At 66.4% G+C, this 23,667-nt stretch carries 26 protein-coding genes; 16 read left to right on the forward strand and 10 right to left on the reverse strand.

Annotated features, from left to right (window positions below; genetic code table 11):
• Positions 1 to 49: 49 nt before the first annotated feature.
• Positions 50 to 313, forward strand: a complete 264-nt coding sequence (locus tag AB0J29_RS01610) for a hypothetical protein (protein ID WP_364777402.1) — start codon at positions 50 to 52, stop codon at positions 311 to 313.
• Here AB0J29_RS01610 and xylB read toward each other — a convergent pair.
• Entirely contained in the window at positions 301 to 1,713 is a 1,413-nt protein-coding gene (xylB, locus tag AB0J29_RS01615) for a xylulokinase (protein ID WP_364777405.1), read from the reverse strand. The genes AB0J29_RS01610 and xylB overlap by 13 nt on opposite strands.
• The gene (locus tag AB0J29_RS01620) at positions 1,713 to 2,711 is read right to left on the reverse strand and encodes a zinc-dependent alcohol dehydrogenase family protein (protein WP_364777408.1); all 999 of its coding nucleotides are present in this window, start codon (positions 2,709 to 2,711) and stop codon (positions 1,713 to 1,715) included. Before AB0J29_RS01620 ends, xylB begins: the two co-directional genes overlap by 1 nt.
• A gap of 67 nt (positions 2,712 to 2,778) precedes the next feature.
• On the opposite strand from AB0J29_RS01620, the gene AB0J29_RS01625 reads away from it, so the two are divergent.
• The 3 genes from AB0J29_RS01625 to AB0J29_RS01635 all read left to right on the forward strand — a co-directional run bounded on the left by AB0J29_RS01625 (position 2,779) and on the right by AB0J29_RS01635 (position 5,168).
• Positions 2,779 to 3,291, forward strand: coding sequence for a hypothetical protein (locus AB0J29_RS01625; protein ID WP_364777411.1), 513 nt, complete (start codon positions 2,779 to 2,781; stop codon positions 3,289 to 3,291).
• A gap of 205 nt (positions 3,292 to 3,496) precedes the next feature.
• The gene (locus AB0J29_RS01630) at positions 3,497 to 3,979 is read left to right on the forward strand and encodes a cation:proton antiporter regulatory subunit (protein ID WP_364777414.1); all 483 of its coding nucleotides are present in this window, start codon (positions 3,497 to 3,499) and stop codon (positions 3,977 to 3,979) included.
• A 4-nt stretch (positions 3,980 to 3,983) separates the two neighbouring features.
• Positions 3,984 to 5,168, forward strand: coding sequence for a cation:proton antiporter (locus tag AB0J29_RS01635; RefSeq protein WP_364777417.1), 1,185 nt, complete (start codon positions 3,984 to 3,986; stop codon positions 5,166 to 5,168).
• On the opposite strand, the gene AB0J29_RS01640 is transcribed toward AB0J29_RS01635, so the two are convergent.
• Positions 5,070 to 6,017 (reverse strand): rhomboid-like protein, encoded by a 948-nt coding sequence (locus AB0J29_RS01640; protein ID WP_364777420.1) that lies wholly within the window; start codon positions 6,015 to 6,017, stop codon positions 5,070 to 5,072. The two genes, AB0J29_RS01635 and AB0J29_RS01640, sit on opposite strands and share 99 nt — an antisense overlap.
• A 280-nt stretch (positions 6,018 to 6,297) precedes the next feature.
• Here AB0J29_RS01640 and AB0J29_RS01645 point away from each other — a divergent pair, with 280 nt between their 5' ends.
• The 3 genes from AB0J29_RS01645 (at position 6,298) to AB0J29_RS01655 (ending at position 8,204) form a co-directional block, all read left to right on the forward strand.
• Complete coding sequence (locus AB0J29_RS01645; RefSeq protein ID WP_364777423.1) at positions 6,298 to 6,654, forward strand: ethanolamine ammonia-lyase light chain EutC; 357 nt, start codon at positions 6,298 to 6,300, stop codon at positions 6,652 to 6,654.
• A gap of 583 nt (positions 6,655 to 7,237) precedes the next feature.
• A complete protein-coding gene (locus AB0J29_RS01650; protein ID WP_364777426.1) occupies positions 7,238 to 8,014 on the forward strand; it encodes an MHYT domain-containing protein in 777 nt (258 codons plus the stop codon).
• A gap of 40 nt (positions 8,015 to 8,054) precedes the next feature.
• Complete coding sequence (locus AB0J29_RS01655) at positions 8,055 to 8,204, forward strand: hypothetical protein (RefSeq protein ID WP_364777429.1); 150 nt, start codon at positions 8,055 to 8,057, stop codon at positions 8,202 to 8,204.
• A 412-nt stretch (positions 8,205 to 8,616) separates the two neighbouring features.
• On the opposite strand, the gene AB0J29_RS01660 is transcribed toward AB0J29_RS01655, so the two are convergent.
• Positions 8,617 to 9,969, reverse strand: coding sequence for an RNA polymerase sigma factor (locus AB0J29_RS01660; protein WP_364777432.1), 1,353 nt, complete (start codon positions 9,967 to 9,969; stop codon positions 8,617 to 8,619).
• Positions 9,970 to 10,165: 196 nt separating this feature from the next.
• Positions 10,166 to 10,924: a polyphosphate--glucose phosphotransferase gene (gene ppgK / locus AB0J29_RS01665; protein ID WP_364777435.1), complete on the reverse strand. Its 759-nt coding sequence runs from the start codon at positions 10,922 to 10,924 to the stop codon at positions 10,166 to 10,168.
• A gap of 180 nt (positions 10,925 to 11,104) precedes the next feature.
• On the opposite strand from ppgK, the gene AB0J29_RS01670 reads away from it, so the two are divergent.
• Entirely contained in the window at positions 11,105 to 12,010 is a 906-nt protein-coding gene (locus AB0J29_RS01670) for an inositol monophosphatase family protein (RefSeq protein WP_364777438.1), read from the forward strand.
• A 67-nt stretch (positions 12,011 to 12,077) separates the two neighbouring features.
• Here the strand turns inward: AB0J29_RS01670 and cei are convergent, their stop codons facing one another.
• Positions 12,078 to 12,758, reverse strand: a complete 681-nt coding sequence (cei, locus tag AB0J29_RS01675; RefSeq protein ID WP_364777441.1) for an envelope integrity protein Cei — start codon at positions 12,756 to 12,758, stop codon at positions 12,078 to 12,080.
• 429 nt (positions 12,759 to 13,187) lie between these two features.
• Here cei and AB0J29_RS01680 point away from each other — a divergent pair, with 429 nt between their 5' ends.
• Complete coding sequence (locus AB0J29_RS01680) at positions 13,188 to 13,490, forward strand: DUF4193 domain-containing protein (RefSeq protein ID WP_364503266.1); 303 nt, start codon at positions 13,188 to 13,190, stop codon at positions 13,488 to 13,490.
• A 67-nt stretch (positions 13,491 to 13,557) separates the two neighbouring features.
• On the opposite strand, the gene AB0J29_RS01685 is transcribed toward AB0J29_RS01680, so the two are convergent.
• Positions 13,558 to 14,037 (reverse strand): DUF3093 domain-containing protein, encoded by a 480-nt coding sequence (locus AB0J29_RS01685; protein WP_364777444.1) that lies wholly within the window; start codon positions 14,035 to 14,037, stop codon positions 13,558 to 13,560.
• A 159-nt stretch (positions 14,038 to 14,196) separates the two neighbouring features.
• On the opposite strand from AB0J29_RS01685, the gene dut reads away from it, so the two are divergent.
• Both dut and AB0J29_RS01695 read left to right on the forward strand, forming a co-directional pair.
• A complete protein-coding gene (dut, locus tag AB0J29_RS01690) occupies positions 14,197 to 14,691 on the forward strand; it encodes a dUTP diphosphatase (RefSeq protein ID WP_364777447.1) in 495 nt (164 codons plus the stop codon).
• Positions 14,691 to 15,689, forward strand: a complete 999-nt coding sequence (locus AB0J29_RS01695; protein WP_364777901.1) for a DUF3710 domain-containing protein — start codon at positions 14,691 to 14,693, stop codon at positions 15,687 to 15,689. The genes dut and AB0J29_RS01695 overlap by 1 nt, the downstream gene beginning before the upstream one ends.
• On the opposite strand, the gene AB0J29_RS01700 is transcribed toward AB0J29_RS01695, so the two are convergent.
• Positions 15,686 to 16,402: an alpha/beta hydrolase gene (locus AB0J29_RS01700; protein WP_364777450.1), complete on the reverse strand. Its 717-nt coding sequence runs from the start codon at positions 16,400 to 16,402 to the stop codon at positions 15,686 to 15,688. The genes AB0J29_RS01695 and AB0J29_RS01700 overlap by 4 nt on opposite strands.
• A 130-nt stretch (positions 16,403 to 16,532) precedes the next feature.
• Between AB0J29_RS01700 and AB0J29_RS01705 the strand changes: the two genes are divergently transcribed.
• From AB0J29_RS01705 to shbA, 3 genes are all read left to right on the forward strand, one after another.
• Positions 16,533 to 16,910, forward strand: a complete 378-nt coding sequence (locus AB0J29_RS01705) for an OB-fold nucleic acid binding domain-containing protein (RefSeq protein WP_040692536.1) — start codon at positions 16,533 to 16,535, stop codon at positions 16,908 to 16,910.
• A 3-nt stretch (positions 16,911 to 16,913) separates the two neighbouring features.
• On the forward strand, positions 16,914 to 17,642 hold the full coding sequence (locus AB0J29_RS01710; protein WP_364777453.1) for a DUF3159 domain-containing protein: 729 nt from the start codon (positions 16,914 to 16,916) through the stop codon (positions 17,640 to 17,642).
• A 159-nt stretch (positions 17,643 to 17,801) separates the two neighbouring features.
• Positions 17,802 to 18,437: an RNA polymerase sigma factor ShbA gene (gene shbA / locus AB0J29_RS01715; protein WP_364777456.1), complete on the forward strand. Its 636-nt coding sequence runs from the start codon at positions 17,802 to 17,804 to the stop codon at positions 18,435 to 18,437.
• 35 nt (positions 18,438 to 18,472) lie between these two features.
• Here the strand turns inward: shbA and AB0J29_RS01720 are convergent, their stop codons facing one another.
• Together AB0J29_RS01720 and AB0J29_RS01725 are read right to left on the reverse strand one after the other, a co-directional pair.
• Positions 18,473 to 19,144, reverse strand: a complete 672-nt coding sequence (locus tag AB0J29_RS01720) for a TrkA family potassium uptake protein (protein ID WP_364777459.1) — start codon at positions 19,142 to 19,144, stop codon at positions 18,473 to 18,475.
• A 1-nt stretch (position 19,145) separates the two neighbouring features.
• A complete protein-coding gene (locus tag AB0J29_RS01725; RefSeq protein WP_364777462.1) occupies positions 19,146 to 19,811 on the reverse strand; it encodes a TrkA family potassium uptake protein in 666 nt (221 codons plus the stop codon).
• Positions 19,812 to 20,054: 243 nt separating this feature from the next.
• On the opposite strand from AB0J29_RS01725, the gene AB0J29_RS01730 reads away from it, so the two are divergent.
• Together AB0J29_RS01730 and AB0J29_RS01735 are read left to right on the forward strand one after the other, a co-directional pair.
• Entirely contained in the window at positions 20,055 to 22,043 is a 1,989-nt protein-coding gene (locus AB0J29_RS01730; RefSeq protein WP_364777465.1) for an APC family permease, read from the forward strand.
• Positions 22,040 to 23,557: a TRAM domain-containing protein gene (locus AB0J29_RS01735; RefSeq protein WP_364777467.1), complete on the forward strand. Its 1,518-nt coding sequence runs from the start codon at positions 22,040 to 22,042 to the stop codon at positions 23,555 to 23,557. Before AB0J29_RS01730 ends, AB0J29_RS01735 begins: the two co-directional genes overlap by 4 nt.
• Positions 23,558 to 23,667 lie beyond the last annotated feature (110 nt).

Genomic DNA, 23,667 nt, shown 5'->3' on the forward strand with positions numbered 1-23,667 from the left:
AGCCTCGATGCCATGACGGTCCGGACATCGGTCGAAAGAGACGCCGGGTGTGCCCGGGCCCGACCTGCCCGGCCTGGACATCGCCTCCGTGTCACGGGGACTGGGCTGCCACGCCGTCGACGTCGCCTCCGCCGGAGACCTCGAAAAGCAGCTCGAGATCGCCCTCGAATCCGGCACCACCACGGTGATCGTGGTGACCATCCGACCGGAGAAGGCCATGCTTCGACATGCCTGCCTACCTCGCGGTTTGCCGTCATGGTTGCCACGTGAACATCCACCGGTGTTCCCGTGGCACCGTATTCATCGAGCGTAGAGGGCCTGCCGTGTGCTCTCGTATGTCGCTCGGATCCGCCGCCCGATCGCCCCACCGTCGCTCGGCGCACGGACCTCGGCGATGGTATGTGCGGGCCAACTCGGCGGTCGTGCGGTGGCACTCAGGGCCCAGGCCGCCTGTCGGGCGGCCCCGAGTGCGACGTACTCGTTCGGCTCCGGGACCGTGACTGTGAGCCCGAAGATCTGGGCGGTCAGTTCGGCGACCAAGGCGGAGCGGGCCGCACCGCCGATGAGCAGGACGCGCTGGATCGGGATTCCGGCGCTGCGCAGGTGGTCGAGCGCGTCGGCCACATTACAGAGCATGCCCTCGACGGCGGCGCGTGCAATATGGCTGGGGCGCAAGGTTTCCGGTCGTAAACCGTGCAGACTGCCGGTGGCGTGCGGCAGATTCGGGGTGCGTTCGCCGGATAGGTAGGGCAGCATGACGACGCCTTCGGAGCCCGGCGGTGCCTGGCGCGCAAGGGTTTCCAGGCCCGTGCTGTCGACGCCGAGCAGTGCGGCGGTCGCATCCAGTACGCGAGCGGCGTTGAGCGTGCAGACCAGAGGTAGGAATGCGCCGGTCGCGTCGGCGAATCCGGCAATGGCCCCGGTGGCATCGGCACTGGGTGCGGCGGCGCGGATGTAGACGGTGCCGCTGGTGCCGAGTGAGATGACGACATCGCCGTCCGCGATGCCCAAACCCAGTGCGGCACCGGCATTATCGCCGGTGCCCGCTGCGACGAGGGCGCCGCCGGGTGCGCGGCCGACCGCTTCGGCGGGTCCGGCGACCCGGGGAAGTTCCGGTGTTCGGCCCCGGAAGGCATGGGCGAGTACGTCTGCGCGATATCGGCCGGTCGCGGGCGACCAGTAGCCGGTGCCCGAGGCCTCGCCGCGATCGGTGGTCGGTTCGACGGTGGGATCCGACGGCCCGCCGCGTAGTCGCCAGGTCAGATAGTCGTGCGGCAGCAGCACCCGCTGTGTGCGATCGGCGGCCTCGGGTTCGTGATCGGCCAGCCACCGCAGCTTGGTGACGGTGAATGCGGCCAGCGGCACACTGCCGACGGCATCGGCCCAGACCTGCGGGCCGCCGAGTTCGGCGATCAACTCTTCGGCCGCAGCGGCGGATCGGGTATCGTTCCACAGCAACGCATCCCGGACCGGCCGACCATCGGTGTCCAGCGCGACCAACCCGTGCTGCTGGCCCGCGATCGCCACCGCATCGGCCCGATCCAGCAACCCGTCGCCCGCTGAACACAATGCCTGCCACCAGGATTCGGCTGGTACCGCGGTGCCGTGCGGGTGCGGGGCGCGCGCCTGGTCCAGAATCTCGCCGGTATCCGCATCGCACAGTACGACCTTGCACGACTGGGTCGAGCTGTCGACTCCTGCGACGATGGCCATCAGGCACCCGGCCTGAGCTGGATCTTGCGGCCGGTACCCGCGCGGAAAGTCTGTAGCGCTTTGCCGAATTCGGCCAATCCGAAGCAGTGGGTGATCATGGTGTCCGCATCGATCACGCCCTTGCCCATGAGCTCCACCGCGCGACCGAAGCTGTGCAGCACTGCCATCGAACCCACGATGGTGATCTCGTCGTTGTAGATCCGGAACGGTGCGATCGATGCAGTCGCCGCGCCCGGCGCCACCCCGAACTGCTGGAACACCCCGCCCCGGCGCACCCGGCCGAGTCCGTCCTCGATGGCGGCGATCGCGCCCGTACAGTCGATGACCACCTCCCAACCCGGTGGGCGGTCGAATTCGTCGGCGGTGGTCGCGGTGGCATCCGCGCCGAGCTCGAGTGCCACCGCGAGTCGCGCGGTATTGATGTCGACCACCGACACCGACGCGGCCCCCGCGACCCGCGCCAGTTGCACCATGAGCAGACCCATGGTGCCCGCGCCGTACAGCAGATAGTGCGCGCCGAGCGCACCCGGCAGCACATCGAATGCGTGTACGGCACACGACAACGGCTCGACGAGCGCACCGTGCGTGGTCGACAGTGTCTCGGGCAGCCGATAGCAGTTCGCGGCGGGCACCGCGACGTATTCGGCCATCGCCCCATCGACAGTGTCGCCGATCGCGCCCCACCGTTCGCATAGATTCCCGCGCCCGATCACGCAGTAATGACACGCGCCGCAGAACAGCGACGGGTCTACCGCGACGGTATCGCCGATCCGCACACCGTCGACGGCGGGGCCCAATGCCACCACCACACCGGCGAACTCGTGACCTGGCACGATCGGATACGGCGTCGGTGGGAATTCGCCGTCGGCAATATGCACATCGGTGCCGCATATCCCCACCGCATCCACCCGCACCACGACCTCGCCTGGTCCGGGCGTCGGATCCGGCACATTCTGTACGGCGAATTTCCCAGGCGTCTCGATAACGACTGCGCGCATAGCACTACCTTGCACCCCGACACCGCCGACCCGTCGCATTTCGGCCCGCCGTATCGCGAATTTCCGGATGAGGCAGACTGGCGCGGTGAACGACGACCCGGACCGGCACGCTGACGTGCACGTCCGCACGGGCGACGGAACCACACTGCCCGACCTGACGGATCCGCTGCTGGACGATCTGCTGCGCGAACCACCCGACCCGAGGTATCCGGCCATTGTGCTGGAACGTGGCGAGCATGCCTACCTCCAGGCTCGTCTGCTCCCCGACGGCGTGTACGAACTCGAGCACCGCGCCGCCGGATCGGACGATTGCTTCCAGATGTACACCCCCGATGCCGAGCTCGTGCGCGATGTCATGTGGACGTGGATCGACGAAAACGCTTGGTGGCGTGACAGTGTCGGGTGGTATCGCATCGATCCGGCGGTCGCGGAATTGGAAGCCGCCCGACGCGAATTGTCTAGTCTGCTGGACGGACTTTCGGTCATGGACGGCATCGAGTCGGCCATGGACGATGCATTGAACCGCGCGGACGAGCTGCTCGCCTTGGAACTTCCGGATGACGAGCTGGACCGAGGTTAGACATCCCAGGTCCGTAAGTACACGACACCCGTCAGCGCTACCGGCAGCCCGCACCGACCGGCCGGGGCACGATCCAACCTCAGGAATCGACACTCGTTCCATGGTCGGGCAGTGCTCACCGACCGGCGGCTCGGGCGATCAACCTGGCGACCACCGACCACCACCGGCGGTAGGCTCGCCGATCGACTCCCATTAGGGTGGAGGTGTGAATGTCGATGTCACCGCCCTACCCGGGATCGGAGTACGCAAAGATTTCCAGCTGCGCTCGGGTCGCCGGGTCGGTGTGGTCGATCACCGTGATGGCGGTATCGACCTGATCGTCTCCAAAGCGGATGATCCGGATTCCTGTGCCGCGCAAGTGCCGCTGACGCCCGACGAGGCCGCGGTGCTCGCCAATCTGCTGGGGTCGCCGCAGTTGGTGGCGAAGCTACACGAGGATCACCGCGACCTCCCCGGGATCACCACCCGCCAGCTACCCATCGGCGAGGATTCGCCGTACGAGGGCCGCACCCTCGGCGAGACCGGAATGCGCACGCGCACCAAGGCTTCCATCGTCGCGGTGATGCGCGCGGGGCAGCTGCATCCCTCGCCGGGACCGGATTTCACCTTCACTGGCGATGACCTACTCGTGGTCGTCGGTACGCCCGACGGTCTGGACGCGGCCGCGAAGATCCTGACGCACGGGTGAGAGCGTGAACGAAACCGCGCTGGCCCTCATCGAGCTCGGGGCGGTGTTATTTGTCCTCGGCATGCTCGGGAGGGTGGCAGCACGCGTCGGCATGTCCCCGATTCCGCTGTACCTGCTCGGTGGGCTGGCCTTCGGCGAGGGCGGAATCGTCGAACTGGGCGCCGCGAACGAATTCGGCCATATGGCGGGCGAAATCGGCGTGGTGCTGTTGTTGCTATTGCTCGGCCTCGAATACACCGCGGCCGAATTGGTGACCGGATTGCGTCGCTCCTGGGCCGCGGGCCTGGTTGATCTCGTAGCGAACGCGACACCCGGCGTGGTGGTCGCCCTATTACTCGGCTGGGGGGTGAACGGAGCCATCACCCTGGCCGGGGTCACCTACATCTCGTCATCGGGCATTGTCGCCAAGGTGCTGAATGATCTCGGCCGCCTCGGCAACCGGGAAACCCCGGTGATCTTGTCGATTCTGGTCTTCGAGGATCTCGCGATGGCGATGTACCTGCCGATCCTCACCGCGGTCCTGGCCGGTACGAGTCTCCTGAGCGGGCTGACCGTGCTCGGTCTGGGCCTGGCCACTGTCACCCTCGTGTTGGTAGTTGCGCTGCGATACGGCCGGTACGTCTCGGCGATCGTGGACAGCAACGACCGCGAGGTATTCCTGTTGAAGCTGCTCGGCGCGGCGCTGCTGGTCGCCGGTCTGGCATCGGCATTGAGTGTTTCGGCGGCGGTCGGCGCATTCCTGCTCGGCATCGCGATCTCCGGTTCGACCGCCCGCGAGGCGACCAAACTGCTCGAACCGATCCGGGATCTGTTCGCGGCAATCTTTTTCGTGGCCTTCGGATTCAGCACCGACCCGCGGGCGATTCCGCCGGTGCTCGGCTGGGCGATCCTGCTCACGGTGGTCACCGTGCTGACCAAGGTCGCCACCGGCTGGTGGGCGGCAAGTCGGCAGGGCATTCGCCGGATGGGCCGGGCGCGCGCGGGCGTGGCACTGGTCGCGCACGGTGAATTCTCCATTGTCATTGCGGGTTTGGCTGTGGGCCTGGGTGCGGTCGACGGCCAGCTCGCCGCACTCGCCTCAGCCTATGTGCTACTGATGGCGGTGCTCGGCCCGATCGCGGCCCGCGCCGTCGAACCGGTCATCGGCTTGGTGCAGCGCCGCTCCAGATCCGCCGTCAGCACCGGATAGCGGTGGCGCTGTAGCGGAACTCGGCCCGGCAGCGTCACCGGCTGCGGGAATCCGGTGCGCCGCGAGCGGATTCGTCGCCGAGACCGGCGTCGACGCGCCGGATTCAGCCTCGCGTTCGGCACGGCGGCGTTCGATGCGCCGCCAGAAGGTCGATGCGATGAATCCGACCACCAAACCGATCAGGGCCGCGCACATATGCCCGTAGTCGGTGAAGGTCGGTCCGATCAGTAGTGCCGAGGCGAGGACCGCGACGATGACACCCGCCCACAGCACGCGGGCCACTCCGCGGAAGTGGAAGGCCATGGCCGCCAGAACCGCGGTGAATCCGTAGCTGGTGCCGACATCGGCCGCGTACTGCACGCGCACCGGGATGACGTGACGGTCGATGGCATGGCCGATCGCGGTGACGGTGAGTAGCGTCGCGCCGATATGTCCAGTGGCGAACAGCAGAATCCAGCGACCGGTGCCGAGCCAGCGTTCGGCGAAGCCCATGACCACCAGAATCTCGGCGATGGTGACCCAGGGGAATTGCCCCTGGGTCCAGAATGCCGACGCCACCAGCACCTGCACCGGGTTGTGCTGCATGTTGTAGAGGTTGGTGGAGGCCGAGAAGATAAGCCTGCGCTCCACCGAATCGCCGACCCCGCGCAGCGTCCACCAGGTGACGAACAAAGTGAACGCGTAGGCCGTACTTGCCGGCGCCGCGGACAGGTGCTGGCGTAGTTCGGGCACCAGTCGGCGCAGCAAGCGGGGCCGACGCAACCACGACCAGACCGCGCGCAACTCGTCACCGAGGTCGACGGTCTGCGTCCATGGGGAGTGGATTCGGCGCAAAGTGGGGGCAACCACAATGCACAAGTCTGCCGGTTCCTGAGCGCTTCTGTTCGCAGACCCACCACGTCTGTGTCCTGGCTCACCTGACCTGGTCGTTCCGCCGTAACGTCGAGTCACACCCAGGCAACATCCGCCTCGCAGAATTGGTCTGCCGACCAAGAGGTCGACAGACCAGGGTCGGCAGCAAATAAAACGGTCGACGAGCCCCGGATCACCGCCCCGACCAGCGACGAATCGCCGCACCCGATCGGCCCCGGGTGTTCGCGGCACTCACGCGTGCGGCAGCGGAGCTCGGGTGACCCGCTACACCCAGGACCTGCGCGGCACGCGATACGTCTTCGATCGGCTAGTGGAACTGCTCGCGAAGGTGCCCCGATATTCGATCGCACCGCCGGTGATCACCAGCCAGGCCAGGGTGGCGCTCGGCGATCACATCGCCGTGGGCGTGGGCGTGGGCGACGGTGGTGGTGTTGATCGGTGTACGTCCGGGTCTGTCGGTGGTGACAGCCTTGGCGGCTACCTACCCCACGTGCCTCGGCCTGGCCGTACCGATGCCCAATACGACTGCGTCTCCACTATCCGTCCGCCGGACGGCCTGGGATATCGGCACGCGGCGAAGGTAGTGGCGGGTGTGGTTTCCGGTACTCGGTAGGTCGGGTCGACTCGAAGGACACTGGACGCGCCGACGTGGCGGGTTGCGCCGACGTCATTTCGATCAGCGCAGGCTAGGCCCGGTCGGCGTTCATCGGACCGGGCTGAGCACGCACTTTCCCTGGCTGGATCCGGCGGGTTGCGCCACTTTCATGCAGACAGTGCACAGTCCGGCGCACGACGACGGTCAAGTCCGATTGGCGACCGAGCCCGACCCAACCCGGTGCCATTGGGCCGCAACGAGACTCGGCATGCGTACCTGAATCACTGCACTGTTCTCGCAATTGTGCGAACGCTTGTTGTCGACCGATGAACTCTTGAGATCTATTGTGCCCCAGCAGTATCGATGCTGATCGATAGCCAGAAGTGGCGATCGGCAAGATTCAAAGGAGGGGGACCGTGTGGTACGTATGGGTGACGAGTGATCGCCGCCGGGTAGCGGGCGCCGTCTCGCTGGCTGGATTCATCCTATGACAAATTTAGCGGATGGTAGTACTGTAAATTGCCGACCTGCTGGTTCTGTACAAGCGGGCGGGCTTGCGCTGTCGCTATGACGGCCGACGTCCGCCAACGAGGGAGTTCGCGTGCTGGAAATCGACCACTTCAGTCACGGGTTGCTCACGCCGGTACTGGCCTTTCTGATGTCATTCACCGGATCATTGCTGGGACTGCGGTGCGTGGTTCGGGCGCGGGCTGGTAGCGGCAACGCCGGATGGCTCGTCGCCGCGGCCGTCGCGATCGGCGGCACCGGTATCTGGGTCATGCATTTCATTGCCATGCTGGGCTTTTCGATCCACGGCGCATCCATTCGCTATGACGTGCCGATCACCCTGCTCAGCGCGGTGATCGCGATGGTGGTGGTGTGGATCGGGTTACGGGTCGCGCAGCTACCGATATTGGAGCCGGTGGCGCTATACGTCGGCGGTGCGATCACCGGCGTCGGCGTCGGCGCCATGCACTATTCCGGCATGTACGCGATGAAATCCGATGCGGTCATCGAATACGACGGCCGAATCGTATTGCTGTCCATGGTGATCGCGGTGATCGCCGCGACGGCGGCGCTGTGGTTTGCGCTGCATGTCCGCGGCACCATCGCCACTATCGGCGCGGCGCTGGTGATGGGCGTTGCGGTCTGCGGCATGCACTACACCGGCATGTTTGCGATGCATGTGCAGGACGGCCACCATATGCACCCGCCCGCGGGCGTGGGCGCGGCTCAACTGCTGACTCCGCTGACTGTCGGCATCGGCATGGTGACCATGATGCTGCTGCTACATATCGGCATCACCGATGTCGATGATCCGGCCTATGAGGGGGCACGCGGACCGCGACCGGCGCGCTACTGGCCGACCAGGGACTGACTCCGCATTGCCCTGTGAGCTTGTCGCGCCGGCAATTTCGATGGGTTCAGTAGCGCGCGGTACCGCGGTCCGCGTCGGCCGGTACGCGGTCGCGGACGGCGTTGTCGCCAACTTCACCGGCGGTAGCGGATCGAGTTCGGCACGTGGTGCGATGCGCAGCGGTGGCAGTTCGATACTGCGCTCGATCTAGGTCAGGCTGACGCTGATGAAGAGGAGTACGGCACCACACTGGCCACCACGATCAACGATGCGATCATGTCCATGGCACCGGCCCTTCGGGGGTGGGTATCTCCGGTGTGCGCTGCATCGCCGACATCCTGGTGCAGTGCGCGCCGCAGACCAGAATTGGTTGAAGGGCCGGACACTGTCTCGGTCGCGGATCGGTTGCGTAGCAGAGTGCCGAAAGGGTCTGTCGCAGAATCGATTCGGTTAAGACGATGGAAATCGGCAACGGGCACAGTCGGATTCGAGGGTAGCGGGACCGTAGACGGATCGAATACCGGCAGGGTTGCCGGTCGATGGGACGGCAAGAGGGGCAGTCGGGTGCGAAAAGGAAGCGCCCGCGCTGTTGGGCGCGGGCGCTTCGGATCGAACGAAACGAACTAGTCGAGGTAGTCGCGCAGGACCTGCGAGCGGCTCGGATGGCGCAGCTTGCTCATGGTCTTCGACTCGATCTGCCGGATGCGCTCACGGGTGACCCCGTACACCTGGCCGATCTCGTCGAGGGTACGCGGCTGGCCATCGGTCAGACCGAAGCGCAGCCGGACCACGCCCGCCTCGCGCTCCGACAGCGTCTCCAGCACCGACTGCAGCTGATCCTGCAGCAGCGTGAAGCTCACCGCGTCCACCGCGACCACGGCCTCGGAGTCCTCGATGAAGTCGCCGAGCTGGCTGTCGCCCTCATCGCCGATGGTCTGGTCCAGCGAGATGGGTTCACGCGCGTACTGCTGGATCTCGAGGACCTTCTCCGGCGTGATGTCCATTTCCTTGGCCAGCTCCTCCGGAGTGGGCTCGCGGCCCAGGTCCTGGAGCAGCTCACGCTGGATGCGGCCGAGCTTGTTGATGACCTCGACCATATGCACCGGGATGCGGATGGTGCGGGCCTGATCGGCCATGGCGCGGGTGATGGCCTGCCGGATCCACCACGTGGCGTACGTGGAGAACTTGTAGCCCTTGGTGTAGTCGAACTTCTCCACCGCGCGGATCAGACCGAGGTTGCCCTCCTGGATCAGGTCCAGGAATGCCATACCGCGGCCGGTGTAGCGCTTGGCCAGCGAGACCACCAGACGCAGGTTGGCTTCCAACAGATGGTTCTTGGCCCGGTTGCCGTCGCGCACGATCCAGGTGTAGTCGCGGCGCATCGCGACCGGCAGTTTCTCACCCTGCTCGGCGAACTCGCGCACCTTCTCCGCCGCGTAGAGACCGGCCTCGATCCGCTTGGCGAGTTCGACCTCCTCCTCGGCGTTGAGCAGTGCGACCTTGCCGATCTGCTTGAGGTAGGCACGCACCGAGTCAGCCGACGCAGTGAGCTCGGCATCCTTGCGGGCCTGGCGCAGCGCCTCGGATTCCTCCTCGTCCCAGACGAAGTCGCCGGAGGCCTTGTCCGCGGCGGACGGTTCTTCGGCCTCGCCCTCCTCGACCTCCTCTGCGACGTCCTCGACCAGTTCCTCGGCCTCGTCGGTGAGATCGTCCTCGGAAACCTCGAGATCGCCGAGATCCTCCAGATCCATATCCTCGGTCTCGAGGTTTTCGTCGCCGGGCTCGCCCTCCGGTCCGGCCTTCTTGGCCGGGCCCTTCGTAGCCTTCGCGGCGGCCTTCTTGGCCGGTGCCTTCTTGGCGGCGGCCTTCTTGGCCGGAGCCTTCTTCGCGGCAGCCTTGCGGACCGGCCGTGCTTCGGTTACATCTGCGGAGTCGGCATCGGCTGATTCGGCGGTCTGACGGGTCGTGGCTACCACGTACGCCCTTTCGTGACGGTCTCGTGCGGCGTCACGCCAGAGTGGTGTTCCGGCGGAGCGGTCTGTCGGGTTACACCGGCTGAGCGCCGGGTCTGGGGTTTCCGGCTCGCGGCCGGAGTATGTTCCATTGTAACGATCGAACCAGGGTACCTACGGCACGATCCCAGCAACGACTAATGCCGTACCCTCCGCGCGTCTACGGTGCGATGCCCGCATCGATCGCCATGGCCGCTCCGACGATGCCCGCAGTGTTCTCCAGGCGGGCGGGAATCACCGGGGTTCGGTTGGTGAGCAACGGAATCCATTGCTCGGCATCTCGGCTGATGCCGCCACCTGCGACGAAGACCTTCGGCCAGAACAAATTCTCCAGGCCGTCGAGCACAATGCTGACCCGGGCGGCCCACTGCTCGTAGGTCAGGCCGTCGCGATCCTTGATCGAGGCGGCGGCGCGGTGTTCGGTCTCCATGCCGCCGATCTCGAGATGACCGAGTTCGGTATTCGGCACCAGCGTGCCGTGGAACAGCAGTGCCGAGCCGATGCCGGTACCGAAGGTCAGCAACACCACCAGACCGTCGAAATCCTTTGCCGCGCCATAACGATCCTCGGCCAGACCGGCCGCGTCCGCGTCGTTGAGCACGGTGACGGTGCGGCCGTCGAGCGCCTGGGAGAACAGCGCCCGCGCGTCGGTGCCGATCCACGCCTCGTCGATATTGGCGGCCGTCTGTGCGACACCGTCCAGCACCACCGAGGGCAGCGTGATTCCGACCGGGCCGTCCCAGCCGGCCTGGGCGACGAGTTTGGTGACCGCGTCGGCGACCGCCTGCGGTGTCGAGGGATGCGGTGTCAGAATCTTGATCCGCTCGTGGACCAATGCGCCGGTGGCCAGATCCACCGCGGCGCCTTTGACGCCGCTGCCACCGATATCGATTCCGAATGCGTGCCCCCGAGCGGACATGACGTTCCCTCGTTCCTGTGCTGGCCGATGTGATGAACGCGCCGCCGCGCAGGAACTCACCACCGGCTGGTCGCGGAGCATGCGGTGATGTGCCCGACGACGGCGTTGTGTCGTGCACGACAAGAGTAATGGGCGGCCAGCGGTTCCCGTTCGCCGAGGATCTGTGATGGCATGGGGGTCATGCCGGAGACCACAGCGTCAGTTACCGCCCGCCCGACCGCGACACCATCCGAGGATATTGCCGAATTGCGCCGGATCGCGGTCCAACTCGCCGAAACCGCGGCCGCGCATGTGCGCTCGCGCCGCCCCGAGGTATTCGGTCCGGAGGGTGCGCGCGACGGGGCCGTGCAGACCAAGGGACACCCTACCGATCCGGTGACGATTGTCGATACCGAGACCGAGGACCTCATCCGGCGCCTGCTCGACGAGATACGCCCCGGCGATCCGATCCTCGGTGAGGAGGGCGGCGGCAGCCTGGACGGCGGTACCGGGGACACCGTGCAGTGGGTGGTCGACCCGATCGATGGCACCGTGAACTTCCTGTACGGCATTCCGGGCTATGCGATTTCGGTGGCCGCGATACGGGACGGACAACCCATCGCCGGTGCCGTGGTCGATGTCGCGCGGGCGGCGACCTACAGCGCCGCACTGCGGATGGGGGCCACGAAGGTGAGCGGTGACGGCACCGTGGAGCATCTGCGCTGCACGCCGGTGCGATCGGTGTCGATGGCCTTGGTGGCCACCGGATTCGCCTACGGCAAGCACCGCAGAGCCAGGCAGGCGGAGTTGGTCGCGCAGATCCTGCCGGAAATCCGCGATATCCGCCGCCTGGGCGCGGCGGCACTGGATCTGTGCTTCGTCGCCGAGGGCCGCATCGACGCGTACTACGAGCACGGACTCAACGCGTGGGACTGGGCGGCGGGCGCTTTGATAGCCGCTGAGGCGGGTGCGCAGCTGCGCTTGCCAGCGGCGATCAGCCCGGGTGCGGCGGGTGAGTTGGTCCTGGCCGCCGCACCGGGCGTGGCGAACGAGTTGACCGAACTGTTCGAACGTGTTGGCGCGACCGCCGCGATCCCGGACGCCTGAATAACGGATCGCCCCGGTCTGCCGAAGCGGCACACCGGGGCGATGAAGGTTGGTTCGGGGATGTCGGTCAGCAGCGCGCCACGCGCGCCGCGGACAGCAGTTTGGGATCGATCGACGGGGATCCGCCCGGCGCCGGATTCTTCAGCGATTTGAGCACTTCCTCGGCATCCGGGCTCGGCCGCAGCGATTCGCCGAATACCGAGCCGAGCACCAGGTCCACGGTGTCGTCGTTGCGTTGATCCTCGATCAACTCGGCGCACGGCGCGACCAACTGGACCGAGGCGGCCGCCGGTCGACCGTTCACACCGAAGCGGATCTGACCGGTGCAATTCAGGTCACCGTTGACGTAGACCGTATCGTTACCGAACTGCTGCCCCGGCGCACCCGCGAAGCCAAGATCGCCGAGCGCCGAGGCGATGTGGGTGGCCTGACCGCTCTTGTTGTTCGCGTTCAGCACGCGGACCTTCGAGGAAGCCAGCGGCGCCGGTTCGACATCGGTCAGCCGCGACTGGCCGACCCGCTGACCCAGCGGGGCCGGTTCGGGCGATTTCGCATCGGTGGCCGGGCCCGGCGAATTGCACGCCATCGCGGTTCCGCTGCTGTCCTCGGTGGTCAGGGCCTTGATCCACACCACGGTGCAGATCAGGAGTAGGACGCCGACCAGGATCAACCATGGCTGGTTGCGTCTCCGGACGAAGGGTTGACCCGCTCGATCCGTTGCGCTGCCTTCGGTGATGAGTGAAACCACGTGCACACTCTACGAAAGTGTTTCGAGGGCCGAGGGATGGCAGGTCGGTGGGTTCGGCCGGCGTGGGTAAAAGGCGCGGGTAAAAGCAGTGCGTAAGGTCTCGGTGAGCTCACGGTTGGTGTCGATTACCACTCAGTTTCGAATCGTCTGTGTTTTGATTGCGACTTTTGCCGTGGCGTCCGCTATTGTCTGGCGGCCCAGATCGAATCACCGCAGCCTGAATCGGTGGTCGGTCGCGGGAACAAGAAGGGCATGTCCTGCGTTTACCGAGCGCTATCAAAGGTGGGTCCGCATGGTCCGCCCTGATAGGGGACCGGTGTACGTGTGACGTGCACCACTGGCGGGGCGGTGCTGGTCATTCCGATTCGAGAGAATCGGGGTGAGTGGCCCGGTCCGGGATATACGTAGTAAGGACGAGGGGAAGACGACATGGCAACCGACTATGACGCACCGAGGCGCACTGAATCCGACGAAGTGTCGGAAGATTCGCTGGAGGAGCTGAAGGCTCGTCGCAACGAGGCACAGTCCGCCGTCGTGGATATCGACGAATCCGATACCGCGGAGTCGTTCGAGCTTCCCGGCGCGGACTTGTCCGAGGAGGTTCTGACAGTTCGGGTGATCCCGAAGCAGGCCGACGAGTTCACCTGTTCCAGCTGTTTCCTGGTCCATCACCGGAGCAGGCTGGCCAGTGACAGTGGCGGTCAGCTGATCTGCATGGACTGTGCAGCCTGATCTCCGGCGTGAGATCTGATCTCCAGACCGAGATCAACGGCCCAGCCCGCGCTCGGCACGCCCGGCTTCAGCCAGGTATGCCAAGCGCGGCCAAGACCCGGTCCGGCCGTCGCGTACTGATCAGCCAGTACGGCGTCGGATCATCCGGGTCGTCGAGCACAAGTAGCACCATCGGCCCCACCCATGGCCGATGGTGGACATAGGCGGCGGGGTCGAGCTGGCGGCCCAGCGCCGCGCTCTTGGCGGTGGGGGCCACCGTGGCCGATTTGGCCACGAAACTCACCGGCAGATGTGCGCGATCGGAGCGGATTTCACGGATGCCGGAGGCATCCTCGGCGACCTCCACCCGATGGCGGCTCAGCCACAACAACACCCACACCGGCACCGGAAACAGCAACGCGTAGGGCAACCAGGCGCGCAGACCTGGTGCGCCCGCATGGATTTCGGCGGCTAGCAGCCCCGTGATGGCGAACGCGATCGGCCACCACCACAGCGGCACCCACAGGCGCTCGCGGTAGGGCTCGAAGCTTCGGGGTTGTTGGTCCATAGTCACTTGGTTGGGCTGGTCCGACACGACTCAACACTAATTCACTGAGGTCGAGGGCGTACGCGTAGGCTCGGGCAATGTGAGCGAGCGCAGCGAGCGATTAATCAACACAGCCGCCTGGGCGGTTATGACGGAGTCGAGCGTCAGCGAGGCGCAATCATGAGCGCCCTTGCACCGATACCTTTGCTGCGACTTGATCCCGGCATTCCGGTGCCGACGCGTGCCCACCACGGCGACGCGGGCGTGGACCTGTGCACCACAGAGGACGTCATCATCGAACCGGGGGAACGTGTGCTGGTCGGCACCGGCGTCGCGGTCGCACTGCCGGTCGGCACGGTCGGCCTGATCCATCCCAGGTCCGGACTGGCCGCGAAAACCGGTCTGTCCGTGGTGAATACGCCGGGCACCGTCGATGCGGGCTATCGGGGCGAAATCAAGGTGTGCCTGATCAATCACGATCCGCGCACCCCGATCGAATTGCGTCGCGGCGATCGGATCGCGCAGCTGCTGGTGCAGCGGGTGGAACTGGTCGATTTCGTGGAGGTCGATGTCCTCGACGACACCACACGGGGTGCGGGCGGATATGGGTCGAGCGGTGGCCACGCGAGTCTGGCCGCGCCGGCCGACGAGGGCACGCTCGGCAAGGAGGCATGATGGGAATGTTCGGGAACAGACGCAATTCCGGCGGACGTGACGAGTACGCCGAGGATCGTTACGACGACGATTACGCCGACCGATACGGCGCGTACGGCGACGCGGATTACGACGATGAGCCGATCACGGACGAGAATCCCATCATCGATCCGATCACGGACGAGCACCCCATTATCGATCCGATCACCGACGAGAATCCGATCGTCCCAGCCGGCTACATCGCTGCGCACTACCGTGACGAACCCGATTACGACGACGAACCGGATGACGACTACGACGATGACGACGTCGCGGAGATGCCGAAATCCGGCCCGTACGACTACGACGAGGTCGCCGAGCTGCTGGACAATGTCTCCGATCAGCGGCTCGATCTGGGCTCGGTGATCCTGCCGGTGCCACCGGGTGGCCAATTGCAGGTCGAGATGACTCCGGACGGCACGCCGCAGGCGGTGCACCTGGCGACCGAACACGGTCGGATCACCGTCGCGGCCTATGCCGCGCCCAAGTCGGCAGGCCAATGGCGTTCGGTGGCAGCGGATCTCGCCGAATCGCTACGCAAGGACGGCGCCAGGGTCGCGGTGGAGACCGGACCGTGGGGCCGGGAAGTGCTCGCCATCACCGAGGGCGCGGATCTGCGCTTCATCGGGGTGGATGGTCCGCGATGGATGGTGCGGCTGGTGGCCGCGGGTCCGCAGGGCGCGGCCGATGACGGCGCTCCGCTGGTGCGGGCCGCGCGAGCGATCTTGACCGAGACCGTGATTCGACGCGGTGAGGATCCGATGCCGGTGCGTGAACCGCTGGCCGTCGTGCTGCCACCCGAGCTGGCCGAGCAACTGGCCGCCGCGCATCAGGCGCAGGTGGAGGCCCAGCAGCAGGCACTGGCCGCACAGCAGGCTGCTGTCCAGCCCACACCCCAGCCGCTGGTCCCGCCGAGCATGCCGAATGAACCGCGCCGCGGCGCGGACGGCTCCGCCATGCAGCAGCTCGGTCTGAACTAGAACGCCGCGAGTCCCGCGGTTCCGAGAATCGCGGGATCCGCACCGAGCTCATCGAGGGTGATCCGGATCAACGCGGCACGCGGGATCAGCTCGGCCCATTCCTCGGCGACCGACAACGGATGCACCGGATCGTCGACGGCGGTGACGATCGCGACGGGCACCTCGACGGTGCCGAGGCGTTCGGCATCGGGCCACTTGTAGTCGGCCGCCTCCTGCAGTGCCGCCGGCAGTTGCGGCCATTGCGAATGCCAGGACTGGGTGAGCGCGTCGGCGAGCCAGCGCGGGCTGCTCGCGCGCATCCGTGCCACGACCGTGTCGAGACCGTCCGCACGCAACTGGGCCGCGGTGGCGGCGGCGCTCAGCGCGGCCGGGCAGGCGGCGGTATCGGGTCCGGTCCAGGCCGGTAGCGCCGCCACTACGCCGGCTGCCGCCTCCGGATGTTCCGCCGCCCATTCGAGTGCGACCGCCGCGCCGAGGGAGATCCCGGTGGCCAGGACCGTGCCGCGGTCGGCGGCTGCGTCGAGCGCCGCCCGGTAGCTGGCAACTACTCCGCATGGATCGGGTTCGACAGCGATGAATTCGATTCCGCGTGCCGCACAAGCCGGTCCGAAGGCGCGGCGCGCGAAGTCGGAATCCGAGCCGGTTCCTGGCAACGCCACGGCGATCGAGGCGCGGCCGCCGCGGTCCGGCGCGAAATGTGGGGAGTCGAACACCGGTCCGAGCGTAGCGGGGGGAGGGTTGCGCATCTACAGTGGCGGGTATACGGCCAATAGCCGGTCGTTACCGGAACAACCACGATGACGTGTGACCCACGTCGTCTTGCTCCACGCAGGAGAGCGTTACATGTCATCCGCTGCCTCAGGTTATTTTCGCCGGCTGAGCCGCAGGCTGACCGAAGATATCGATCAGCTGGACGCCGAGGAACTCGCCGAATCGGCCGATGCGTCGGGTGCCTGCCGGGCTTCGGACTGTCAGCGCGGTGACGAGGCCACCATGCTCGGCCGACTACGCAGTGTCGAGGCGTGTCCGAAGTCCGTCGGCGCGAGTGTGCAGGCAGAGTTCTTCGACGGCACCGATGCCATCAGTCTGGTGTGGATCGGTCGCCGACGTATTCCCGGTATCGAACCGGGACGCAAAATCCTCGTCCGCGGTCGAGTAGGTGACCGGGATGGCCGTAAAGTGATCTACAACCCCTACTACGAACTGCGTGAGAACAGCTGACGTATGCCATCGAGCAACGAGAACGCCGCCGAGATCCACCCCCGAGGTCGTGAGCCGTTCGACGCGGGCCCGTCCGACGTCGTGGATCGCTCCGTCGACGCGGAAACCGAAGAGGCCGAACAAACCCTGCTCGAGCAGTTGGGCGGTTTCAGCGGCCTGATCTACTCGACCTTGCCGGTGCTGGTCTTCGTGCCCGTGAACACCTTTGCCGGGCTCACTGTGGCGATCTGGTCGGCACTCGGCGTGGCCGCCGCGATTCTGGTGTGGCGACTGGTGCGGCGCAGCCCCATCCAGCCCGCGATCTCCGGTTTTCTCGGAGTGGGCATCTGCGCGTTCATCGCCTATCGGATGGGTGAGGCGAAGGGCTTCTTCCTGTTCGGCATCTACACCAGCCTGGTGTACGCCGGGGTGTTCCTGGTGTCGATGCTGGTGCGCTGGCCGCTGGTCGGCGTGGTCTGGGGTGTGCTCAACGGCCACGGCACCGAATGGCGGTCCGATCGCCGCGTCGCGCGCCTCTACGACCTCGCGACCACCACCTGGGTGGTCGTGTTCGGCGCGCGCTATCTGGTGCAGTCACAGCTCTACGACACCGATCGCACCGGCTGGCTGGCCTTCGCGCGCATCGCGATGGGCTGGCCGCTGACCGCCGTCGCGCTGGCCGTCACCGTGTGGGCGGTGCGCCGGGCCGGACATCTGCCGGTGAGCCGGGGTACGGCCGCCGAAACGGCCTAGAGATTCCCGCCCCCGTCTTCGAGGGGGCGCGCCGGGGTGTTAGCGAATCGCCGCCGGAGGTGGGGGAGTACCCACCCTGGGGTGCCTGGTTGGGCCATCGAGTTCGTCAGACGATCAGTGCAGGCAAGAAAGCACGATCGACGAGGAAGGACTCGGAAGTTGGCTACCGAGCACAACATTGCGGCGCCGTCGAAGAAACAACCCCACCACAATCCGGCCCTGTCGGAGAGCCGTCGAGTATCGGCCGAACTGGAAAAGTTGATCGGTCCGGCCGCCGCGGGCGACCGTGCGGCGGTCGCCGAGATCATCCGGCTGATCCACCCGATCGTGCGCCGGTATTGCGGTGCGCGCCTTGGCAACACCGCACATCTGTACGTCACGGCCGACGATGTGGGGCAGGAGATCCTGCTGGCCACCGTCAACGCCATTCCGCGCTATCGCGATCAGGGCAAGTCATTCTTGGCCTTCGTCTACGGTATCGCGGCCAATAAAGTGGCCGATGCGTTCCGGCGTTCGCAGCTGCACCCGATGTACCCGGTCGACCAGGTGCCCGATAGGGCATCGACCGCCGCCGGTCCGGAGGAATGGGCGATCGCGTCCGAACGTCGCGAGGCCACCCGGGAATTGATGAAAATCCTGGCCCCCGCCCACCGCGAGGTACTGGTGATGCGGATCGTGCTCGGCTGGACCGCGGCGCAGACCGCCGAGGCCATCGGCACCAGTCCCGGCGTGGTTCGGGTGATGCAGCATCGCGCCCTGAACAAGCTGCGCAAGGAGCTCGCGGCCGCATCCTGAGGTCGGAGCTGATCCGCATCAGCCCCGTCGGGGAGTCAGGGCTTGATGTCGTGCGTGGCCAGCGCCACCCGCAGGTCTTCCTCGGCCTCCACGGAGGTCACGAACAACAGCTCGTCATCGCCCTCGAGGGGGTCGTCGGGCTGCGGCACGATCACCCGGCCGCCGCGCAGAATCGTCACCAGTGCGGCGTCGCGCGGCAGGGTGAGCGTGCGGACCGGCCTGCCCGCCAAGGCAGTCTCGCTGGGCAGGGTGATCTCGACCAGATTGGCCTGCCCCTGCCGCAGCGTCATCAACCGCACCAGATCGCCGACCGAGACCGCCTCCTCCACCAGCGAGGCGAGCAGCCGCGGCGTCGACACCGCGACATCGACGCCCCAGGACGCGTCGAAGAGCCATTCATTGCGCGGGTCGTTGACGCGCGCCACCACCCGGCGCACACCGAATTCGGTCTTGGCGAGCAGGCTGTGCACCAGATTCGCTTTATCGTCGCCGGTAGCGGCGATGACGACCTCGTAGGTCTGCAGACCCGCGTCCTCGAGCAGCGCCAGTTCGCACGCATCGGCATGGACCCAGACGGCATCCGGGATGGCGGCGGGGTCGATGTGGTCGAGCTGACGCTCGAGCAGCATTACCCGATGGCCGCCGCGCAATAGCTCCCTGGCTATCGATCGGCCGACGGCGCCGGCTCCGGCGATCGCCACTTTCATTTCAGTCCTCGCTTGCTGGGGGCTTACCGGCCAAGGCGACGGCCTCGCCGACGGAGCCGGAGGTGGCTGCGACATAGACGATGTCGTCGGCTTGGACCACGGTCTTGCTGTCGGGCAGCAGGCCCTGACCGAACCGGATGATGAATGCGACCCTGGCGCCCACAGTGTGCTCCAGATCGCGCACGGTGCGCCCGTACCACTCCTCGTGCAATATCAATTGGGCCACCGCGACGGTGCCCGTCGGATCACGCCAGGTGGTGGTGCCACCGTCCCCGATCAGCGTGGTCAGGAAGCGGTCGGTGGTCCATGGCACGGTGGCGATGGTCGGAATGCCGAGGCGCTCGTAGACGGCGGCGCGTTTGGCGTCGTAGATGCGTGCGACCACGCGCTGCACGCCGAACGTTTCTCGGGCCACCCGCGCGGCGATGATGTTGGAGTTGTCGCCGGAGGAGACCGCGGCAAAGGCATCGGCCCGCTCGATTCCCGCGCGGGTCAGCACATCCCGGTCGAAGCCGACGCCGACCACCCGCTCGCCGGGGAAGTCCTCGCCGAGGCGCAGGAAGGCGCTGGGGTCCCGGTCGATCACGGTGACCTCATGGCCGACTCGGACCAGGGCGCGTGCCAGCGACGAGCCGACCCGTCCGCAACCCATGATCACTATGTACACCGCAACCTCGTTCCTGGAAACTGTGTTCAATTGGCGGCGCTCGCGAGCCCTGCGTGGCTACGCAAGCTTCCACTTTCGGGCCGTGAGCTCACGCCGCAGGGCGTTCGGTTTGCTCTCTCCGGCATCGAACCGTACCCGCCGGATGTTTCCATGGCCCAACTTCCCCCTCCGCCGGTAGACCAAACATACGTCGCGAACCGGCCGAGGGAGCGCTCCATCCTGCGGGGATCTATGCTCGATCCGGTGTCCAAGTTGACGACGGCAGCCAAACGTGTGCTGCTGGGCAGGCCTTTCCGTAGCGATGCGCTGGGCCATACCCTGCTGCCGAAGCGAATCGCACTCCCGGTGTTCGCCTCCGACGCGATGTCCTCGGTGGCGTACGCACCGGAGGAAATCTTCCTCGTCCTTTCGGCGGCAGGCATTTCGGCCTACGTCTATGCGCCCTGGGTGGGTCTGGCCGTCGCATTCGTGATGGCGGTGGTGGTCGCCAGCTACCGGCAGAATGTGCACGCCTACCCTTCCGGCGGTGGTGACTACGAGGTAGCCACCACGAATCTCGGGCCCAATGCCGGGCTCACCGTCGGCAGTGCGCTGCTGGTCGACTATGTGCTCACGGTGGCGGTGTCGATCTCCTCGGCGGCGTCGAATATCGGGTCGGCGATACCGTTTGTCGCCGACCACAAGGTGTTGTTCGCGGTGGTCGCCATCGCCGTGCTGACGTCGATCAATCTGCGCGGCATCCGGGAATCGGGTGTCACCTTCGCGATTCCGACCTACGCCTTCATCTTCGGCGTGTTCGCGATGCTGGGGTGGGGACTGTTCCGCATCTTCGTGCTCGGCGACGACCTGCGCGCCGAATCGGCGGGCTTCCAGCTCAATGCCGAGGAGGAGCACCTATACGGACTCGCGTTCGCCTTCCTGATCGCGCGGTCGTTCTCCTCCGGCTGCGCCGCATTGACCGGCGTCGAGGCGATCAGCAATGGTGTGCCCGCATTCCAGAAACCCAAGTCGCGCAATGCCGCGACCACGCTGCTGATGCTCGGCAGCATCGCGATCGTACTGCTCATGGGCATCATCATCCTGGCCCAGAAGATCGGGATCGTGTACGCGCACGACGAATCCGAGTTGATCGGCGCGCCCGCGGGCTATCACCAGAAGACGCTGATCGCGCAGCTGGCCGAGACCATATTCCACGGGTTCCCGCTCGGCTTCTACTTCATCACCACGGTGACCGCGCTGATCCTGGTCCTCGCGGCGAACACCGCGTTCAACGGCTTCCCGGTGCTGGGTTCGATTCTGGCGCAGGACCGTTACCTGCCGCGGCAGTTGCATACTCGTGGCGACCGGTTGGCGTTCAGCAACGGCATCCTGTTTCTCGCAGGTGCGGCCGTCGCGTTCGTCGTGGTGTTCGGCGCCGAGGTGACCAAGCTCATCCAGCTGTACATCATCGGGGTGTTCGTCTCGTTCGTGCTCAGCCAGACCGGCATGCTGCGGCACTGGACCCGGTTGTTGCGCACCGAAACCGATCCATCGCAGCGAGCGCGGATGATGCGTTCGCGGGTGATCAACGCGATCGGGCTCAGCGCCACCGGGACGGTGCTGGTCATCGTGCTGATCACCAAGTTCTTCGCCGGCGCCTGGATCGCGATCTGCACCATGGTTGCGATCTTCGCTGTGATGAAACTCATTCGGCGGCACTACGATTCGGTTTCTCGCGAACTCGATGAGCACGAATGGGACGGCGTGCTACCGAGTCGGTCGCATTCGATCGTGTTGGTATCCAAACTGCACCTGCCGACGCGTCGGGCGTTGTCGTACGCACGCGCGACTCGCCCCGATACCTTGGAGGCGGTGACGGTGAACGTCGACGACGCCGATACCAGGGCACTGGTGCGGGAGTGGGAGCGCAGCGATATCACGGTGCCGCTCAAGGTGATCGAATCGCCCTATCGCGAAATCACCAAGCCGGTACTGGATTACGTCAAACGGGTGCGGCGCGATTCGCCGCGCGATGTGGTGACCGTATTCATTCCGGAATACGTTGTCGGACACTGGTGGGAGCAGATTCTGCACAACCAGAGCGCGTTGCGGCTGAAGGGCAGGTTGCTGTTCGAGCCGGGTGTCATGGTGACGAGTGTGCCGTGGCAGCTGACGTCGTCCGCGAAGGCCAGGCAGGCGGGTGTGGTGAATGCGCCGGGTGCGGTGCGGCGCGGGTATGAGGACCGAGGATGACCGACTGGCGCTCGAACACCTTCGAGGTGCGGCTCGGTCCCCCCGGGCACGGCGGATTCTGTGTCGCACGGCATGAGGGCCGGGTGGTCTTCGTGCGCCATGGGCTGCCCGATGAGCTGGTTCGAGTGCGGGTCACCGAAGATCGCGGGGGTTCGTTCTGCCGGGCCGATGCGATCGAGATTCTGGAGCCATCCCGGGATCGCGTCCCCGCCACATGTCCTGTTTCGGGTCCCGGTGGCGCGGGCTGCTGCGATTTCTCCTTCGCCACCCCGGCTGCGCAGCGGGCACTGAAGGCGGCGGTGGTCGCGGAGCAGTTGCGTCGCATCGCGGGAATCGAACGGGATATCGTCGTGGAGCCGATCGCCGGATATCCGGCCGACGCCACCGGTGGCTGGCGCACCCGCGTGCGCTTGGCCGTCGACGCCGAGGGGCGAGCCGGAGTGCACGGATACCGCAGTACCGAAGTGATCACCGATCTGCGCTGCCCCCAGCCGGTTCCGGGTGCGATGGATGGTATCGCGGACCGACTGTGGACGCCCGGCGCGGATCTGGTGATCGCGGTGGACGGTGATGGGATACGACACATCGTCGAGCTGGCCCCGTCAACGGTCGCGGGTCGGGCCGAGCGTGGGAGTGAACGGCCCTCGGCCCCAGGTGGGGATCGGCGCGGCAAACGGGAGACAGACCGCAGCTCAGGAAAACGGCGCGGCGCGGCGCGGGGACCCGGTGGCGACCGAAGCAGTGCCGAATGGCCGCATACCGGCGCACGTGGGCACCGTGACGAAGGCCATCGGGATGGGTCGGAACGGCGGCGTCCCGACGACGGTGACGGCTCGCGTGGCAGCGATCGGCCCGGATCGGTTGGGGGCGAGGGGGTTCGGCGGCGGGCTGCGGCGCGGCGGGCGGCGACGCATGCGGCTCGGGACGAGTGGGTGATGGGCGGAAGCGGTCGGACGGTCGAATATGTGGCCGGGCGGCGGTGGGAGCTGGCGGCGACCGGGTTCTGGCAGGCGCATCGTGGTGCGGCGCAATGTTATTCGGATCTGGTCGCTGGGTGGGCCGGGCTCGGTTTCGGGGGGCGGGCCTGGGATCTGTACAGCGGCGTCGGGGTTTTCGCGGCCGCGTTGGCCGGACAGGTCGGTCCGACCGGTTCGGTGCTCGCGGTGGAATCTACGCGGTCCGCGGTCGCGGACGGCAATGCCGCGCTGCGCGATCTGCCCTGGCTCGACCTGCGCGTCCAGCGTGTCGAACACTGGCTGGCCGAACACGCCAGTAGCGCCGCCCCGGATGTGGTCGTCCTGGATCCACCCCGCGCGGGCGCGGGTAAAGAGGTCGTCACCGCCGTGACCACCAGCGGCCCGTCCCGCATCATCCACATCGGCTGCGATCCGGCCGCCTTCGCCCGTGACCTCGGCCTCTACCGGTCGGCTGGTTACCACCTCGCCGAGCTGCGCGCTTTCGATGCGTTCCCGGCCACCCACCACGTCGAATGCCTCGCCCTCCTCGAGCGTTGACCGTCATGCCATGGCCCGCACAGGCTGATCAAGATCAGGTGGAATCCCATGGCGGCATTCGTCGAGACCAGGAAAACCAACTCACCCCGGGACCGCGATAGCGCCATACC

This window comes from Nocardia sp. NPDC049707, from assembly GCF_040674855.1.
GTDB lineage: Bacteria > Actinomycetota > Actinomycetes > Mycobacteriales > Mycobacteriaceae > Nocardia.

Excerpts from the sequence above, each read along its gene's own strand:
- xylB (WP_364777405.1), bottom strand. The coding sequence starts at position 1,713 with ATGGCCATCGTCGCAGGAGTCGACAGCTCGACCCAGTCGTGCAAGGTC.
- AB0J29_RS01620 (WP_364777408.1), bottom strand. The coding sequence starts at position 2,711 with ATGCGCGCAGTCGTTATCGAGACGCCTGGGAAATTCGCCGTACAGAAT.
- AB0J29_RS01625 (WP_364777411.1), top strand. The coding sequence starts at position 2,779 with ATGAGGCAGACTGGCGCGGTGAACGACGACCCGGACCGGCACGCTGAC.
- AB0J29_RS01655 (WP_364777429.1), top strand. The coding sequence starts at position 8,055 with ATGGGTTCAGTAGCGCGCGGTACCGCGGTCCGCGTCGGCCGGTACGCG.
- ppgK (WP_364777435.1), bottom strand. The coding sequence starts at position 10,924 with ATGTCCGCTCGGGGGCACGCATTCGGAATCGATATCGGTGGCAGCGGC.
- AB0J29_RS01670 (WP_364777438.1), top strand. The coding sequence starts at position 11,105 with ATGCCGGAGACCACAGCGTCAGTTACCGCCCGCCCGACCGCGACACCA.
- AB0J29_RS01680 (WP_364503266.1), top strand. The coding sequence starts at position 13,188 with ATGGCAACCGACTATGACGCACCGAGGCGCACTGAATCCGACGAAGTG.
- AB0J29_RS01685 (WP_364777444.1), bottom strand. The coding sequence starts at position 14,037 with ATGGACCAACAACCCCGAAGCTTCGAGCCCTACCGCGAGCGCCTGTGG.
- dut (WP_364777447.1), top strand. The coding sequence starts at position 14,197 with ATGAGCGCCCTTGCACCGATACCTTTGCTGCGACTTGATCCCGGCATT.
- AB0J29_RS01695 (WP_364777901.1), top strand. The coding sequence starts at position 14,691 with ATGGGAATGTTCGGGAACAGACGCAATTCCGGCGGACGTGACGAGTAC.
- AB0J29_RS01705 (WP_040692536.1), top strand. The coding sequence starts at position 16,533 with ATGTCATCCGCTGCCTCAGGTTATTTTCGCCGGCTGAGCCGCAGGCTG.
- AB0J29_RS01710 (WP_364777453.1), top strand. The coding sequence starts at position 16,914 with ATGCCATCGAGCAACGAGAACGCCGCCGAGATCCACCCCCGAGGTCGT.
- AB0J29_RS01720 (WP_364777459.1), bottom strand. The coding sequence starts at position 19,144 with ATGAAAGTGGCGATCGCCGGAGCCGGCGCCGTCGGCCGATCGATAGCC.
- AB0J29_RS01735 (WP_364777467.1), top strand. The coding sequence starts at position 22,040 with ATGACCGACTGGCGCTCGAACACCTTCGAGGTGCGGCTCGGTCCCCCC.